The sequence below is a fragment of the Aeromonas sp. 9A genome (genome assembly GCF_963900955.1).
Taxonomy (GTDB): Bacteria; Pseudomonadota; Gammaproteobacteria; order Enterobacterales; family Aeromonadaceae; genus Aeromonas; species Aeromonas salmonicida.
Genome location: NZ_CAWRFG010000001.1, coordinates 1,366,060 through 1,381,911 on the forward strand (window position 1 = coordinate 1,366,060; position 15,852 = coordinate 1,381,911).

Genomic DNA, 15,852 nt, shown 5'->3' on the forward strand with positions numbered 1-15,852 from the left:
TCATCCGAGGTGCCCCAGTGAACAACCATAAAAATGCCCGATTAACCGTCTTTGGTCGACAACGGGCAGAACACCTGCAACCGTGGCTGCATGAGTACAACTGGCATCGTCCTCATGCAAGTCTGGGCTATAAGCCCCCCATCAGCCGTCTTCAATCTGTGAACAACCTGGTGGGTTTACACAGCTAGGGCATCAGTTTCAGCAAGCGTCCGTCAGGGGCATCGGTTAGCAGATAGATGGCGCCATCCGGTCCTTCCTTGACGGTGCGGATCCTGGCACCCAGCTCGGTCAGCAAACGCTCTTGCGAGACTATCTTGTCTCCCTCCATCTTCAGGCGCAACAGGGCCTGACTTCGCAAGGCACCGACCAGCAGGTCTCCCTGCCACGCCTTGAACAGGGTGCCTTGATAAAACGTCATGCCGGAGGGGGCGATGGAGGGGACCCAGATCCACTTCGGCGGCACCATGCCGGGGGCCGCAGTGCCCGAACCAATTTTGCCGCCGCCATACTCTTCGCCAAAACTGACGCTGGGCCAGCCATAGTTGCGGCCGGGCTGGATCAGGTTGACCTCATCGCCGCCCTGGGGACCGTGTTCGTGGGCCCAGAACTGGCCTGTGACGGGGTGCAGGGCAGCCCCCTGCATGTTGCGATGACCCAGACTCCAGATCTCGGGCAGGGCACCGGCTTGCTGCACAAAGGGGTTGTCTTGTGGCACCCGGCCATCGAGATGCAGGCGTATGGTCTTGCCCAGGTGGTTATCGAGGGACTGGGCCTGATCCCGCCCCCGATAGCGATCTCCCAGCGTGATATAGAGGTAGCCATCGTCCCCCGTCAGCAGCCTGGAACCAAAGTGGGCACTCCCGCCCATTTTCGGCTGCTGGCGAAACAGCAGTTGCCACTGGTGCAGCCGGTCATCTTGCAATCTGGCACGGGCCACTGCCGTGCCAGCACCGCCCTGACCCGGTTCGCTGTAGCTCAGATAGATCCAGCCCTCCTTGTCCTGGGCCAGGTCGAGCAATCCCCCCTGGCCGGAGCTGGCGATGGGAGGCAGTCCCTGCACTGTATGGCGCTTCCCTTGCGGGTCGATGCGCAGCAAACGGCCTGTTCGTTCGCTGATCAGAAACTCCCCGCCAGGCAACAGCACCAGACCCCAGGGATGAGAAAGCCCCTCGACCAACGGGATCAGGGTGATGGCCCGGACGGGCGATATCAGACAGAGCAACACTACCAGCAGCCTGAACATGTGGGCCTCCTCTACAATGAGCGGTCAAAATACAGGTTTCCGGGTTGGGTCAATATCGCTGAAGATCGCTGAAGTATAGAGAGACGTGACAGAAGAATCAGGAGCAATGCGCCCCTGTACGAGCCGGGATTCGGGAGTGTCTGTCAGATGTCTGGTGTGTGTTGACGAAGAAGGGGAGTGAAAGGTTTGTGCTTTTGGGTTAACGATGAAGAGTTCATAAAACAAGGGGTTGGCACCATGACGATGCCAACCCCTTGTTTTATATGGTGCTCCCGACTGGAGTCGAACCAGTGGCCTGTCCCTTAGGAGGGGACCGCTCTATCCTACTGAGCTACGGGAGCCTTGTGGCGGGCATTATACAAGAAGCAGCTCCCTTTTAAACCCTTGATTCTTATTCCAATACTGCCAGATCCCCGATCTGGATGTTAAACGGTGAATATTTGTTCTGGCTGCTGATGATGGCGCCATCCTCGAACACCTGTACCACTTCGAACAGGCCGTCGGCCGGGTTGCGCATCATGCGGGATTTGCCGTAAGGATCGATGAAGTCGGCGCTGTGCTGGATCCGGTACTGATCCCCCAGCCTGACGCCGTTGCGTCGGCCGAGATTGATGTGGGGGCCCCGCTCGTTCTGACCTATCACCCGGGCGGTAACCGGGGCACAGTTCAGCTGGGCAACCAGATCCTGCACCGCTTCCTGCAACTGATAATTCACCTCCTGGCCATAGCTCGATTGCCAGAACTGGCCGCTGCTGCTGCCGACCTGATCCCGCTTGCCGAAGGTCCAGTTGGCACGCCCCTGATACTCTTTGCGGCTGATCAGGCTGCCGTTGATGCCATCGAACAGGTAGAGCTGCATGCGAAAATTGCGGATGGGGTCTTCATACCAGCTGGTCAGCTGGTTGCCCTGAGGCTCGAGGGAGAGGTCGTCTATGCTGCCGAGCACCAGATACTGGCTGTCGGTGCGCAGGCTGAGGGCCTTGATCTCCTCCAGGGCGCTGCGATCTCCCTGTTGCAGGTGGAGCGGGTCGATGCGCAGGTTCTCGTCCAGCCACTGACGGGCTGCCACGCCTTGCGGTGCGTTGGCCAGCGTCTCGAACATGCGGCGTGACAGGTTGGCAGGCATGTCATCGAGGGCGCCATAGCTCGCCTGATCCGGATAGCGCAGCCGCAGCCTGGCCAGTGTCAAATCCTTGGCGTAATGCTGGGTCTGGCAGATCTGGCGCTCGGCCTGGATATCGGCCTGTACCGTGATGTACATGCGGCCGTTGCGCACCTCTTCCCGTTTGAGCCGGTACTGGCGAATGTCGCCGCCGGAGCGGATCTGGATCTGCTCGGAGCGCAGGCTGCCGTTTTCCAGGCGCTGTATGCTGGAGACGGCAGCGCCGCTCGCCAGCAGGGCCTGGCGCAGGGCGTCGCGGGTCGCCTGCTCACGGGCATAGGCCTCGTCGCCCCCCAAAATGGCGGCACTGCCCTGGGCTTCGATAAGCTCGGCCCGGGCTGACAGGCTGGCCAGCAGCAGGATTAACAGCAGCGGTAATTTCATGACAAACACCTTGAATATGCGGGTCGGCGCATTCACTCCTGTCGAAGTGACGGCGCCGGCCGATACAGACCACAGAACCGTGTCAGTTGCACAGCACACTGCAAATCAAAAGCAAGATTCATGCCTCATTCCTGACTCAAGCTTTGGCCGGTCGAACCGATAACGAATCAGGTGCAGATACAGGAAAGGTATCCATGAACAAACTCATCACGGCGTTGGCCCTTGCGCTGGCCCTGACCAGCTGTAGTTCCGACCCCATCAACCGGGATCAGGGTGACCCTCGCCAGGCCGTTGCTGGCATGGAGCTCAACTGGCTGGTGGCCCGCATGACCGATCAGCTGATGGAGCGCAAGTCGCTCACGACCCTGACCGAGCCCATCGCTGTCTCCTCCTTCGTCGATCTCGATACCCTGCAGGACACCAACTGGATGGGGCAGCAGATTGAGGAGAGCTTTATTTACGAGCTGAACCGCCGTGGGGAAGTGGTGGTGGACTTCAAGATGACCGGCAGCATCAAGGTAACCCCTCAGGGTGACTTCGTGATGAGCCGCAATTACAAGGACCTTTCCCCCCGTCTGCCCATCTCCCGCATCCTGACCGGCACCTTCAGCCGCAATGGCAAGGGGATCCTGGTCAATGCCCGCATCATAGATCTGCGGACCAAGATGGTGGAGACCACAGCCCAGAGCCTGATACCGCAAAAATACCTGTTTGGCGCCAACAATTCGTTCGGCCGGGCCTCCATCAACCGTGGTTATCTGATGCGCGATAGTCAGGCGCGTCCCGGCGGCCATCTGGTCAACCTGACGCCCTGATATAGGAGTGAGCACAATGAAAATCCTGTTTGGATGCCTGCTGGTCCTGCTGCTGACCGCATGCAGTGGCAATCGGGTGGTCAACTACGGTGGCAACAACAAGCCCGATGACTTCCCGGTGCTCAAGGCGGTCGGTTATGCGGTGATCGATATCCAGCCTGGCCCGTCCCAGTCTGAGAAGATGCTGCAAGCCATCCGGGCTTCCAAGATGGATGCCTACCGCGAGCTGGCTGAACAGCTTAATGGCCAGCAGGTGCGGGGGCAGAGCAGCTACAAGGACCTGACCCAGACCTCCAACTCGCTGGATGTGTCCGTGGCCGGCATGGTGCGCGGCGCCCGGGTCGTGGCCTCCTATCCCCGTGGCAATACCTATGCCACCGAGATGGAGCTCGATACCCGTGCCCTCTACAACATCAACCAGTTGATGGCGGGTCAGTTCTGACGGCGTGCCGAGCTGAGGTAAAAACAAAAAAGGCGAACATGATGTTCGCCTTTTTTGTTTGCAGTTACGGTCAGTTGCCCATCAGGACCGGCGGCACTGTGGTCGGCTTGACGTCTTCGCTCGGGTAGCAGCCCAGCACCTTGATGTAGCGGGTGAGCTTGGTCAGCTCGATCAATGCGGCTTGCATGGCCGGCGTCTGCAGGTTGGCGGAGACATCCAGATAGAACATCTCTTCCCAGGGGTTGCCCTGTACCGGCCGGGATTCGAGCTTGGTCATGTTGATCTCGTTGTTGCGCAGCACCAGCAGCGCCTCTACCAGGGAACCCGGTTTCTGGGAGGTGGACATGATGAGGGTGGTCTTGGCCGGAATTTGCGGCGCTACGTCGATGGGTTTGCGCGCCACTACGATAAAGCGGCTGTAGTTCTCCTTCTGGTTGGCGAGCTGTTCGGCCAGCACGTTCAGGCCATAGAGCTCACCGCCGGCCGCGCTGCCGATGGCGGCGGCATCGGGGCTGGCCAGCTCTTTCACCTTCATCATGGCGCTGGAAGAAGAATCACAGATCTCGTGGCGTGCCCCTTCCAGCTTGCTGAGGTAGTGGGAGCACTGCTGGAATACCTGGGGGTGGGCATAGAAGGTCTTGATGCGACCCAGCTCTGTCGGCACTGCGGTGAGGATGCAGTGCTCTATGGGGTAGGTCAGCTCACCGACGATGGAGAGGCTGGTGTGCTGCATCACATCGTACACCTCGTTGATGGAGCCCGAGCTGGTGTTCTCGATGGGCAAGACGCCAAAGGCGGCGCGCCCTGACTCCACCGCATCCAGCACCTCGCGGAAGTTCTGGCAATTCACCTCTATCACCTGATCCTTGTAGCGGGCCAGATACTTGCGGGCCGCCAGGCTGGAGTAGGAGCCTCGCGGGCCCAGATAGGCGACGCTGGTCATGGGCTCCTGCTGCTCCGGGTTGATCAAGCTCTGCAGATAGGCCTGCTGGGAGAGCACCGAATCTTCGATGATGGTGTGGTAGATGCGGGTGATGTACTGGGCATCCAGCCCCAGCAGCCGGCCCTGCTGGATCAGGGCGACCAGCAAGTCCTGCTCGCGCTGGGTATCGCGAATGGGACGGGGATTGGCCTGCTTGGCACGGGCGACCTCGATACTGAGAGTCTTGCGCTTGGCCAGCAGGGCAAGCAGCTCCTGATCCAACCGGGTGATGTCTTGTCTGATCTCGTCGAGCGTAGCCATGATTGTTCCCTATCCAAGTAATCGATTGTTGTAGCTGCAAAAAAAGCCTCCACTAGGGGAGGCTCGATTCGTCTTTGGTTGCTGTTCACGCGACGACAGGGCCTTCCCTCATGTGGGCCGGATAAACGAGAAAGCAAAGAAGAATGGTGCGTGCATGGGTCTTGTCCTGAAAATATCGTCATAACCATTAAGGGATTTGGACCCGGGATGCAAGTAAAACTTGCCCGTGGGGTGCGAACGGAGCAGGGTATTTGCTGGCGCTGGCCGGGGCGCTAAAGAGCTGGATTGGCACTGTCAGCCTGGCGGCAGAGGCATATGGAGGAAGTGAACATGGCGATTATTTTCGATCTGGGGCGGGTAGTGGTGAGTTGGGATCCTGTGGCCATAGTGCGCTCGGTCAGGGGGCCGGATGGCGCTGAGGCGCTGGCGGATCGGCTGTTCAACCACCCGGACTGGCTGGAAGTGGACAGGGGCACGCTGTCACTGCATACCATGGCCCGTCAGGCGCAGGAGCGTACAGGTTTGTCAGCGGCAGAGAATCTGGCCATTTTGCAGGCTGTGCCCGCTTCGCTCTTGCCGGATCCCGCTATGCTGACCCTGATAGCCGAGCTGCATGGCGCAGGCCACACTCTCTATGCGCTCTCCAATATGGGTCATGCCAGCATCGACTGGCTGGAGCAGCAGCCGTTCTGGCGCTTCTTCAGCGGCAAGGTGGTATCTGCGCGGGTGCGGATGATAAAGCCGGAGCCGGATATTTACCGCTACCTGCTGGTGTCGTTTGATTTGAAGGCCGATGAGTGTCTGTTTATCGATGACAGCCCCGCCAATGTGGCCGCTGCCGAAGCGCTGGGGATCAGGGGTATGGTGTTTACCGATGCGCACAGCTGTCGTCAGCAGCTGGTATCGCTGGGCTATCTGCCCGGTTGAGTTGACTGTCAGGAATGCTCGAGGAGAAGTTATGGAGCATGGCCGGTTTCGCAATTGGTTGAGTCACTATCCGGATGCCGGCCTGCTGATTGCCTGCAAGGATGGCAGCGGTTACCAGCTCTGCGTCGATGTGGATGGCGAGATGCAATGTCTCACCGACAGTGAGGGGGCACGGCTGACATTCGGCTCCCTCGAACAGGCCGAAGGCTTTTTGCGAGCACACAGAGTGCATCAGGCGAAACTGCGGATTTATGACTCCATCCAAGATGAAAATGAAGATAACTGTCATGAAATTATAATTAAATTCTGATTAAACTTGTTTTTTAAGGGTGTATTCAGGATTGCAGCGGCACAATGGCCGCCAATTCATCATCCGGTGCTGTCGTTATGGCTGCCAATATAGTTGTGCTGAATCGAGGATACGATCAGACCTTTCAGACCAGGGAACAGTCACTTATCGAGACCCTGGCCAGTTACGGCGAGCTGGTGGTCTCCTTTTCTGGCCGACTGGAATCCTGCTACAGCATGGATTTGTGCCGTGCCAGCGGCGTCCGGATCCGGGCCATCACCCTGGACAGCCCGACCCGCCATCGCAAGGAGATAGCGCGGGCCAAGCGCTACTGCCAGCGCTACGGTATCGAGCAGATCGTCATCAAGACCGACGAGATGATCTTCTGCGATCACCTGCGTCACCTCAACGAGGTCATCGACCCTGTGCGCTACATCTGCCACCTTATGGCGCAGGAAACCGACTGGAGCCATCTGCCCATGCTGTTGCCCGCACCGGTCGAGGAGCAACAGGAGTACCTGCGTCGTTTTGGCAGCCTGCCGGCCAACACCCTCTGGCTGTTTGCCGAGCAGGGTATGACCCACAGGGATTTTCGCTATGGTTTCAACAAGCGACAATTGGGGCGCTGGGGCAAGAGTGCCTATGGCTGTTTGAGCCGCCGTTTCTCCGATCCCGAACTGGTGGACAAGCATCATCTGCGGATGGTGGACATGGCGGAGCAGATGCTGGCCGACATGGGGTTGGAGGAGGCGCAGGTGTTCTTTCATACCCTCTCCGATCAGGCGACCACACTGGCTCGGGTGAGGGTGCCACCGAAGCTTCGTGCTCAGGCCTTTGATCTGCAACCGGATATCCTCAATGCCCTCAAGAGCACAGAGTTCGATCTGGTGACCCTGGACATGGTGCAGGAAGAGGAGCGACAGGAGTCTCTGCGCTGAGACGAGCGCCACGGCAGAGGGCAAGAACGTGAGTCGGGTCATAGGCAAGCCGAAGCCGACTCTTTATACTGACACCCTTTTCCATCGACGCCGAGCCATCACCCTATGAACCCCTTGTCCCGCCTGCTGGTTGCCCTTTGCCTGTCCCCCTTGTTGGCTCAGGCCGCCCCCATGACCCAGGTGACCCTGCCGGATGGCCGCCAGGTGCAGCTCAACGATGACTTCACCTGGGAATATCTGCTGATCAAGCCGACGGCGAGCGGCGAGAGGGTCACGGGTGCGGTTGCCGTGCCTGTGCTGACCGAGCAGGCGATAACCAATCCGGACCTGCTGGCTCAGGCGGTGAAGGACGGCATCGGCGTCAAGCTCGACAAGGTCGAGGGCTCGGATCCCTTGCTGCTGCAATTTACCGTGAGCAACACCGGCACCCGCAGCGTGGTTCGGGTGCGTGGCACTGTCACCCTGTTCAGCGAACAGGGTGTGCAGCTGGCCAGACAGGAGGCCCGTTTCTGGGTGGGCGAGAACCGCCTGCCGGAATCCTATCTGCGCAAGGGGCAGCAGCGTCCCTCCCTGGTGCTCGAAATGCCTCGCCCGGCCGGCCTGACCGGCAAACCCCTGGTGCGGGTCGAGATTGAGGAAGTGGAGTTTCGCTAAGCCCTTGCCAAACAGGCTCCGTTACGGAGCCTGTTTCAGCTCAATTGTTAACCCGGTAACCGCCAGCAACAGTTGCTTACATCTGACATGATTTGGCAACAGCTTGCCGCTCGGCATTCTGCACGCCCCTCGGCACAATGACTCCATTCCAGCTAGGTCTCAACTAGCTCAACACGAGGAGTCATCAAAATGAAAAAAGTTGCACTTTCTGTTCTGGTTCTGGCCGGTTTCGCTTCTACTTCCGCTCTGGCACAGGATGCCTTCAGCTACGCCAAGGGCGGCCTGACCTGGGCCCACACCAAATCCGACTACATCGGTGGCAAAGACAGCAACAACCGCGACTTCGGTGGTCTGAACCTGGACGTCTCCAAGAGCTTCGGTTCCAATTTCTATGGCCGCATGGGCAGTGAATACACCTCCCGCAACGACGGCAATGACAGCATGGGCATCTCCAGCCTGGGTCTGGGTGTCTACACCCCGCTCAGCACGGGTCTGAACCTGTACGGTGAAGCGGGTCTGATGGGTTACACCATGGAGCGCCAAGTGGCCGCCAACGTGAGGGACAGCGGTTGGGACCTGATCACCCGTAAGAACAGCGGCAGCATGTATGGTGAAGTGGGCCTGCGCTATGACATTGGCGCCGTCGAGCTCTCCACCGGCTACCGTTACGCCAACATGACCGACGACATGCAGGACTTCAAAGTGGGCGCCGCCTACAAGGTGAGCCAGAACCTGGCCCTTACCGCCGACTACACCTATCGCAACTGGGATCTGCAAAAAGGTTCCATCTCCAGCCTGGGTGTGAAGTACAGCTTCTGATCTTCCCTCCCGTAGTGTCTTGATTGTTTGCCCATGACGTCAGTCATGGGCTTTTTGGTTTCTGGTGATCCAGATGTCGCCCTTGTGCCGTATTCAGTCCGCAATAGTTATACAGCTTCCATTTTTTTGTATAACTGCTATAACTGAATCAAGGCTTATACAAGGAGCGCCAACATGTACAAGATTAAAGTCGGTATCAGTGCCTGCTTGCTGGGACAGGAAGTACGGTTCGATGGGGGCCACAAGCGCTCCAGTTTTTGCGAACGGGATCTTGGCGCTCACTTTGACTATCACCCCGTCTGTCCCGAGATGGCCATTGGTCTGGGATCGCCCCGCGCCGCCATCCGGCTGGTCAAGCGCAACGGCGAAATACGCGCCGAGGCGAGCAACGGCAGCTTCGATGTCACCGAGCAGCTGATCGCCTTCAGCGAGCAGAAGGCTCGCCAGCTCGACTTCATCTCCGGCTATATCCTCTGCGCCAAGTCACCCAGTTGTGGCATGGAGCGGGTGCGCATCTATGGCTCCAACAACGAGGGGAGTGCCAAGGAGGGGATTGGTCTGTTCGCCAAGGCGTTGATGGAAGCCAATCCCCTGCTGCCGGTGGAGGAAGACGGTCGGCTGTGCGATCCCATACTGCGGGAAAATTTCGTGCTGCGGGTCTTCGCCTACCACGACTGGCAGCAACTCTGCGCCCAGGGGCTCAGTTCCGCGGCGCTCATCCGCTTTCACTCCCGTTACAAGTATCTGGTGCTCTCCCATGCCACTACCCACTATCGGGCGCTGGGCAAACTGCTTGGCAACCTCGGCAAGGCCAACTTGCAGGAGGTGGCCGACAGCTACATCAAGGGGCTGATGACAGCGCTGACCCTGAGAGCCAATCGCCGCAGCCACACCAATGTGCTTATGCACCTGCAGGGTTACTTCAAGCGGGTATTGACTCCTTCCCAGAAGCAGGAGCTGGCCGAGACCATCGACAAGTACCGCACCGGCATTTTCCCGCTGCTGGTGCCGCTGACCCTGATCCGCCACTACCTGCGCGAATACCCCAATCCCTATCTGTCCGGGCAGGTTTATCTCAATCCTCATCCCGATACGCTCAAGCTTCGTTACGGGCTCTGAAAGTGCGGCTTGGTATGGTCGAGCAGGTCTATCCCGACCTGCATCCCGATACGCTCAAGCTTCGCTACGGGCTCTGAAAGTGCGGCTTGGTATGGTCGAGCAGGTCTATCCCGACCTGCATCCCGATACGTTCAAGCTGCGCTACGGGCTCTGAAAGTGCGGCTTGGTATGGTCGAGCAGGTCTATCCCGACCTGCATCCCGATACGCTCAAGCTGCGCTACGGGCTCTGATCCCTGTTTTGCGACCCCGGCCCCTTGGGCCGGGGCGCCCCATAGATTGATGGAAGTCGTTATGTCTGACCTACCCAAACAAGATGATGTCACCCAGCCGGATGAGGGGATCTATCCCATCCGCGACGTTTCCCGCCTGACCGGTGTCAACCCCGTCACCCTGCGTGCCTGGCAGCGCCGCTATGGTCTGGTGCAACCGGCCCGTACCGAGAAGGGGCACCGCCTCTACAGCGAGCAGGATATTCGCCAGATCGGCGAGATCCTGAGCTGGCTGGAGCGGGGGGTGAGCATAGGTCAGGTCAAGGGACTGTTGAGTGAGCCTCAGACCCAACTGGTCAGCGATCACTGGCAGCAGACCCTGGAGCAGATCGGCCAGGCTGTGCTTGGTTTCAATCAGCGCAAGGTCGAAGCGCAGCTTAACGAACTGCTGGCGAGCTACCCGTTCGAGCTGGTGCGCAGCCGGGTGCTGCAACCCTTGGTGGATCAACTGCTCGGCCTGTGGCGTGAGCGGCTCGATGGCGAGCTGCTGCAACAGGTCTGGCTGGGCTGGCTCCATACCCGCTTCGCTCGCCACCTCATCGAACAAGAGAAGGGACGCCCGGTTACCCTCGCAAGCTGGGGGCAGCTTGGTCCCCTCGACTTGGTCTGGAGCGCCTATGAGCTGGTAAGCCAGGGTTATGAGGTGCAACTGCTGGGGGCCGTCGAGCCCAGGCTGACCACCTTGCTCGAAGGGCGTGCCGTGACGCCCTGGCTGGTGTTGCTGGGTGCCGGACTTGGCAAGCAGGAGCTGACTGCCAGCTGGCCCGATGGTACTTGTCTGTTTGGTGAGCTGGGCAGTCTCTATGACGCCCAGTGGCTGGCGACCCAGGGGTGGCAGCCCACCCTTGCCGACTGGCTGGCTGCACAGTCGGCAGAGACGCCAGTCCAGGGCAAGCGCACTCGCGGGAGGAAGGCATCATGAAGCTGGTCTGGTTTCGCAATGACTTGCGCCTCGCCGACAATCCGGCTTTGCGACACGCTTGCGCCGAGGCGGGAGAGGTGGCCGCCCTGTTTGTCATCTCTCCGACCCAGTGGCAGCAGCACAAGATGGCCCCTATCCGTCAGCAGTTCCTGCTGGCGCAGGTGGATGAGCTGGGCAGGGCGCTGGCGGCGCTCGGCATCCCGCTCCATCTACTTCGAGTGGAGACCTTTGCCGAGATGCCAACGGCGTTGGCGAGCCTCAGCAGTGAGCTGGGTGTCAGCCAGCTGTATGCCAATCAGGCCATCGAGATCGACGAGCAGCGCCGCGACCAGGCCGTCAGTGCCATGCTGGCCGAACAGGAGGTGAGCTGCCACTGGTTCAACGGCTGCTGCGTACTGCCACCGGGGCGGGTGCTGACCGGGTCGGGGGAGATGTTCAAGGTCTTTACCCCCTTCAGCCGCGCCTGGCTCAAGGCGCTGGAGGAGGACGGCTTCGTCATTCACAGAGCCCCCGCGCCACGGGGCGAGCTGCTGCCGTGGCAGCCGCTGGCCGACAGGGCATTTGTCGATGCAGATCTCGGTGAAGTGACGCCGGATCCGCGCTGGCCAGTGGGGGAGGCCGAGGCACTGCGCCGTCTACACGCCTTTCTGGAACAGGCGGTGCTTGGCTATGGGGAGACCCGGGACTTTCCGGCGCAGGCAGGCACCTCCATCCTCTCGCCTTATCTGGCCGCTGGCATCATAAGTCCGCGCCAGTGCGTCGGGGCGCTGCAACAACGGCTAGGCCACCGGCCTCAATCCAAGGCACAACCCGGTTTCGTCTGGCTCAACGAGCTTGTCTGGCGCGAATTTTATCGTCATCTGCTGGTGCTGGTGCCAACCCTCTCCATGAACCTGCCCTTCAAACCCGAGACCGCGGCTCTGCCTTGGAGCTGGGATCCCGTGGCCTTTGCCGCCTGGTGCGAGGGACGTACCGGTTATCCCATCGTCGATGCGGCCATGCGCTGCCTCAATGCCACCGGCTGGATGCACAACCGGTTGCGGATGATAGTGGCGAGCTTCCTCACCAAGGATCTGCATATTCACTGGCGCCTTGGGGAAGATTACTTCATGAGCCAGCTAATTGACGGGGATCTGGCGGCCAACAACGGTGGCTGGCAATGGGCCGCAGGCACAGGCGCCGATGCGGCCCCCTACTTTCGGGTGTTCAATCCCACCACTCAGGGGCAACGATTTGATCCACAAGGAGACTTTATCCGTACCTGGGTGTCTGAACTTGCCGATATTCCCTCTGCTTATGCGCATCAGCCCCATGACTGGTTGCGACTCAAAGGAGGAAGGGGATATCCTGCCCCCATGGTGGATCACGCCCTTGCACGGGTGAGAGCCATCGAGATGTTTCGAAATCTGGAGAAATAGGATGAAGGAGCCGCTGGCCCGCTTTATTGCCCTTTACCAGCAACTGGACAAGCAGCAACTGCACCGCTTGCCAGAGGTTTATGCCGAGCAGGTGATCTTCATCGATCCGGCGCACCGCATCGACGGGCTGGCCGCGCTCACCGACTACTTTGCTGCCATGTACCAGCGCCTCGCTCATTGCCGCTTCGAGATAACCAGCCAGCAGCAACAGGGTCGTGAGGCCTGGATTAGTTGGGTCATGACCTTCTCTCACCCAAGACTGGCCGCGGGTCAGCCGGTGAGGGTGGAGGGGGCCACCCGGCTTGAGTTCGATGCCGAAGACAAGGTGTGTCTGCATCGCGACTACTTCGATCTCGGGGCCATGCTCTACGAGCAGTTGCCGCTGCTGGGCGCCCTGGTGCGCACCATCAAGGGGAGGTTGGGATCATGAGCGGACGTGTGTTGATCACGGGTGCCAGCTCCGGGCTGGGTCGCCAGTTGGCGATGGATTACCGGCAGGCGGGCTGGCAGGTATGGGGTTGTGGTCGCGATGGCGAGCGGCTGGCGCAGTTGGCCCTGGACGGCATCACCCCCTTGCAGTTCGATGCACGGGATGCGGCTGCCATGGCAGAGGTAGCGGCCAGCTTGCCACCCCTCGATCTGCTGATCCTCAATGCGGGCAACTGCGAGTACATGGATGTGGCGGATGGCTTTGACGGCGAACTGTTCGCCAGGGTGATCGAGACCAACCTCATCGCTACCGGCCATGCGCTTGCCGCCTTTTTGCCGCTGCTTGGCGAGGGCGCGCGGCTCGCCATCGTCAGCTCGTCAGTGAGCTGGTTGCCGCTGCCAAGGGCCGAAGCCTATGGCGCCTCCAAGGCGGCACTCGACTATCTGGCCGCTACCCTGCGACTCGATCTCAAGGCCAGGGGAATCGCGGTAACCCTGATCCGCCCCGGCTTTGTACGGACGCCGCTAACCGCCAAGAATGACTTTCCCATGCCTTGTCTGGTACCGGTGGAGCAAGCCTCCCGGGTCATCATGACAGGGCTTGCTGCGGGTCGGCATCAGATCCATTTCCCCCGCCGCTTTATCTGGCTGCTGCGTGCGCTGGGGGCGCTGCCGGTGTGGTTGTGGCTGCGCCTTGGCAGCTCGCTTGTTTCGAAAGGACGCCATTCATGAAGAAAAAGATTGCCATCGTCGGCTCGGGTATCTCGGGCCTCACCGCCGGTTTTCTGCTGCACAGGTTGCACGACGTGACCCTGTTTGAAGCCGCGCCCACTCTGGGCGGCCACACAGCGACCGTCGATGTGAGCCAGGGGGGGCGCAGCTATGCCATCGACACCGGCTTTATCGTATTCAACGATCGCACCTATCCCAATTTCCTCAAATTGCTGGAGCGGATCGGCGTGGCGCGCCAGGACGCCGAGATGAGCTTTTCGGTGAAAAGCCCGGAGGGGCTCGAGTACAACGGCCACAACCTGGATACCCTGTTTGCCCAGCGCAGCAATTTGCTGAGCCCGGGTTTTTACCGCTTCGTCGCCGAGATCCTGCGTTTCAACCGGGAAGCGCGTGCCTGGCTGGCCGACAGTCAACGGCAGCAAGACAGTCCTGAGCTGACACTCGGGGATTTCTTGCTGGTGGGGGATTTCAGTGACTACTTCGCCCGCCATTACATTCTGCCCATGGGGGCGGCCATCTGGTCATCCACCCTGGCGGACATGCGCGCCTTTCCCCTTGGCTTTTTCCTGCGTTTTTTTGCCAACCATGGCCTGCTCGATGTGGCCAATCGCCCTCAGTGGTACGTGATCCCCGGCGGCTCGCGGGAGTACATAGGCCCGCTGACCGCAGGTTGGCAACAGCAGATCCGCCTCGCCTGCCCGGTACAGGGGATCCGGCGGCTGGCCGAGGGGGTGCTGATCCAAAGCAGCTATGGCGAGGAGCAGTTTGACGAGGTGATCCTCGCCTGCCATAGCGATCAGGCGCTGGCCCTGTTGCAGGATGTCAGCGAGCGGGAGCAGGCGATTCTGGGCGACATGGCCTATCAGGCCAACGATGTCTGGCTCCATACCGATGTCAGCTGTTTGCCCACTCGCCGCAAGGCCTGGGCCAGCTGGAACTATCAGCTGGACGGGGACGACGAGGCGCGGCCGCTGGTGAGTTACAACATGAACATATTGCAAGGGGTGAACTCACCGCAGCCCTTCTGCGTCAGCCTCAATCCCAAAGGAAAGGTGGATGAGAGCAAGGTGCTGCGCCGCTTCGTTTATCACCACCCTGTGTTCAATCAGGCATCCATCCAGGCGCAGCAGGCACGCCTGGAGATCTGTGGTCAGCATCACACCCACTTTTGCGGTGCCTACTGGTACAACGGTTTTCATGAAGACGGGGTGCGCAGCGCCCTGGACGTCGCCAGACGCTTCGGAGCCGAGCTATGAGTGCTGTCACCATGGCTCAGACAGTCAGCGCCATCTGGCAGGGCTCGGTGCGCCATCGCCGCTTCGCACCCAGGGCCCACGCCTTCTCCTACAGCCTCTTCATGCTGGGGCTGGATCTGGATGAGCTGCCGAGCCTCAGCCAAGGGCGCTGGTTCGGCGTGGAGCGGGCCGGGTTGCTCTCCTTTCATCGCAAAGACTATCTCAAAGGCAGCGAAGGGAGCCTCAAGCAGGCGGTGTGGCACAAGGTGGCAGAGCTGGGGGGCACAGCCGAGCAGGACGGGCGAGTGCTGCTGCTCGGCAATGTACGCTGCATGGGCTTTTACTTCAGCCCGGTCAACTTCTACTTCTGCTACCGACAGGGTGAGGCGCGTTACCTGCTGGCCGAGGTGTCGAACACTCCCTGGAACGAGCGTCACTATTACCTGCTGGATCTGGCGGCACTGGCGCCCCACGACAAGGATTTTCACGTCTCCCCGTTTATGGGACTGGCCATGCGCTACCACTGGCGCATTCGCCCACCGGAGCAGGAGACATTGATCCACATAGAGAGTCATCCCCAGTCCGGCGAGGCCAAGCTGTTTGACGCCACCCTGGCGCTGAGCCGCGAGCCCCTGTCCCGCAAGGGACTGATGGCGCTGCTCGCTCGCTGGCCCTGGATGACCCTGAAGGTGCTGCTTGGTATCTACTGGCAGGCCCTGCGTCTTTTTATCAAGCGAACACCTATTTTCAGCCATCCGGAGACGCGCTAATGGAGCAGATACAATCCACTTCCGCAGCCTCAATTTCCTAT

At 60.1% G+C, this 15,852-nt stretch carries 17 protein-coding genes, 1 tRNA gene, 1 pseudogene and 1 other annotated feature; of the genes and pseudogenes, 15 read left to right on the forward strand and 4 right to left on the reverse strand.

What is annotated here, in order from left to right; all coding sequences use genetic code 11:
- Positions 1-59: 59 nt before the first annotated feature.
- Positions 60-188, forward strand: a pseudogene (locus AACX78_RS06670) (integrase core domain-containing protein); the annotation flags it as partial.
- Here AACX78_RS06670 and AACX78_RS06675 read toward each other — a convergent pair.
- The 3 genes from AACX78_RS06675 to AACX78_RS06685 form a co-directional block, all read right to left on the reverse strand.
- Entirely contained in the window at positions 185-1,243 is a 1,059-nt protein-coding gene (locus AACX78_RS06675) for a PQQ-dependent sugar dehydrogenase (RefSeq protein WP_159165730.1), read from the reverse strand. The pseudogene AACX78_RS06670 and the gene AACX78_RS06675 sit on opposite strands and share 4 nt — an antisense overlap.
- A 264-nt stretch (positions 1,244-1,507) precedes the next feature.
- Positions 1,508-1,584 (reverse strand) — tRNA-Arg (locus AACX78_RS06680).
- Positions 1,585-1,634: 50 nt separating this feature from the next.
- Entirely contained in the window at positions 1,635-2,789 is a 1,155-nt protein-coding gene (locus tag AACX78_RS06685; RefSeq protein ID WP_159165731.1) for a flagellar assembly protein FlgT, read from the reverse strand.
- A 194-nt stretch (positions 2,790-2,983) separates the two neighbouring features.
- Between AACX78_RS06685 and AACX78_RS06690 the strand changes: the two genes are divergently transcribed.
- Positions 2,984-3,604: a FlgO family outer membrane protein gene (locus tag AACX78_RS06690; protein WP_201302799.1), complete on the forward strand. Its 621-nt coding sequence runs from the start codon at positions 2,984-2,986 to the stop codon at positions 3,602-3,604.
- A 16-nt stretch (positions 3,605-3,620) separates the two neighbouring features.
- The gene (locus tag AACX78_RS06695; protein ID WP_159165733.1) at positions 3,621-4,046 is read left to right on the forward strand and encodes an LPP20 family lipoprotein; all 426 of its coding nucleotides are present in this window, start codon (positions 3,621-3,623) and stop codon (positions 4,044-4,046) included.
- A gap of 70 nt (positions 4,047-4,116) precedes the next feature.
- Here AACX78_RS06695 and pheA read toward each other — a convergent pair whose 3' ends face one another.
- A complete protein-coding gene (pheA, locus tag AACX78_RS06700) occupies positions 4,117-5,289 on the reverse strand; it encodes a prephenate dehydratase (protein ID WP_058393536.1) in 1,173 nt (390 codons plus the stop codon).
- A 36-nt stretch (positions 5,290-5,325) separates the two neighbouring features.
- Positions 5,326-5,449: a sequence feature (Phe leader region), on the reverse strand.
- A 170-nt stretch (positions 5,450-5,619) separates the two neighbouring features.
- Here pheA and AACX78_RS06705 point away from each other — a divergent pair.
- The 12 genes from AACX78_RS06705 (at position 5,620) to AACX78_RS06760 (ending at position 15,811) form a co-directional block, all read left to right on the forward strand.
- Positions 5,620-6,216, forward strand: coding sequence for an HAD family hydrolase (locus AACX78_RS06705; protein ID WP_159165734.1), 597 nt, complete (start codon positions 5,620-5,622; stop codon positions 6,214-6,216).
- Between the two features lie 31 nt (positions 6,217-6,247).
- Entirely contained in the window at positions 6,248-6,526 is a 279-nt protein-coding gene (locus AACX78_RS06710) for a DUF6482 family protein (protein ID WP_005311907.1), read from the forward strand.
- 44 nt (positions 6,527-6,570) lie between these two features.
- Positions 6,571-7,443: a hypothetical protein gene (locus tag AACX78_RS06715; RefSeq protein WP_017412863.1), complete on the forward strand. Its 873-nt coding sequence runs from the start codon at positions 6,571-6,573 to the stop codon at positions 7,441-7,443.
- Positions 7,444-7,548: 105 nt separating this feature from the next.
- Positions 7,549-8,097: a DUF3157 family protein gene (locus AACX78_RS06720; RefSeq protein WP_159165735.1), complete on the forward strand. Its 549-nt coding sequence runs from the start codon at positions 7,549-7,551 to the stop codon at positions 8,095-8,097.
- Positions 8,098-8,286: 189 nt separating this feature from the next.
- Complete coding sequence (locus tag AACX78_RS06725; RefSeq protein ID WP_159165736.1) at positions 8,287-8,916, forward strand: outer membrane beta-barrel protein; 630 nt, start codon at positions 8,287-8,289, stop codon at positions 8,914-8,916.
- 174 nt (positions 8,917-9,090) lie between these two features.
- Positions 9,091-10,035: a YbgA family protein gene (locus AACX78_RS06730; protein ID WP_159165737.1), complete on the forward strand. Its 945-nt coding sequence runs from the start codon at positions 9,091-9,093 to the stop codon at positions 10,033-10,035.
- Positions 10,036-10,327: 292 nt separating this feature from the next.
- Complete coding sequence (locus AACX78_RS06735; protein WP_159165738.1) at positions 10,328-11,227, forward strand: MerR family transcriptional regulator; 900 nt, start codon at positions 10,328-10,330, stop codon at positions 11,225-11,227.
- Positions 11,224-12,645 (forward strand): deoxyribodipyrimidine photo-lyase, encoded by a 1,422-nt coding sequence (gene phrB / locus AACX78_RS06740; protein WP_159165739.1) that lies wholly within the window; start codon positions 11,224-11,226, stop codon positions 12,643-12,645. The genes AACX78_RS06735 and phrB overlap by 4 nt, the downstream gene beginning before the upstream one ends.
- A 1-nt stretch (position 12,646) precedes the next feature.
- The gene (locus AACX78_RS06745) at positions 12,647-13,075 is read left to right on the forward strand and encodes a nuclear transport factor 2 family protein (protein ID WP_159165740.1); all 429 of its coding nucleotides are present in this window, start codon (positions 12,647-12,649) and stop codon (positions 13,073-13,075) included.
- Complete coding sequence (locus AACX78_RS06750) at positions 13,072-13,806, forward strand: SDR family NAD(P)-dependent oxidoreductase (protein ID WP_201302800.1); 735 nt, start codon at positions 13,072-13,074, stop codon at positions 13,804-13,806. The genes AACX78_RS06745 and AACX78_RS06750 overlap by 4 nt, the downstream gene beginning before the upstream one ends.
- Entirely contained in the window at positions 13,803-15,062 is a 1,260-nt protein-coding gene (locus tag AACX78_RS06755) for an NAD(P)/FAD-dependent oxidoreductase (protein WP_159165741.1), read from the forward strand. Before AACX78_RS06750 ends, AACX78_RS06755 begins: the two co-directional genes overlap by 4 nt.
- Positions 15,059-15,811, forward strand: coding sequence for a DUF1365 domain-containing protein (locus AACX78_RS06760; RefSeq protein ID WP_059112955.1), 753 nt, complete (start codon positions 15,059-15,061; stop codon positions 15,809-15,811). Before AACX78_RS06755 ends, AACX78_RS06760 begins: the two co-directional genes overlap by 4 nt.
- Positions 15,812-15,852: the final 41 nt, after the last annotated feature.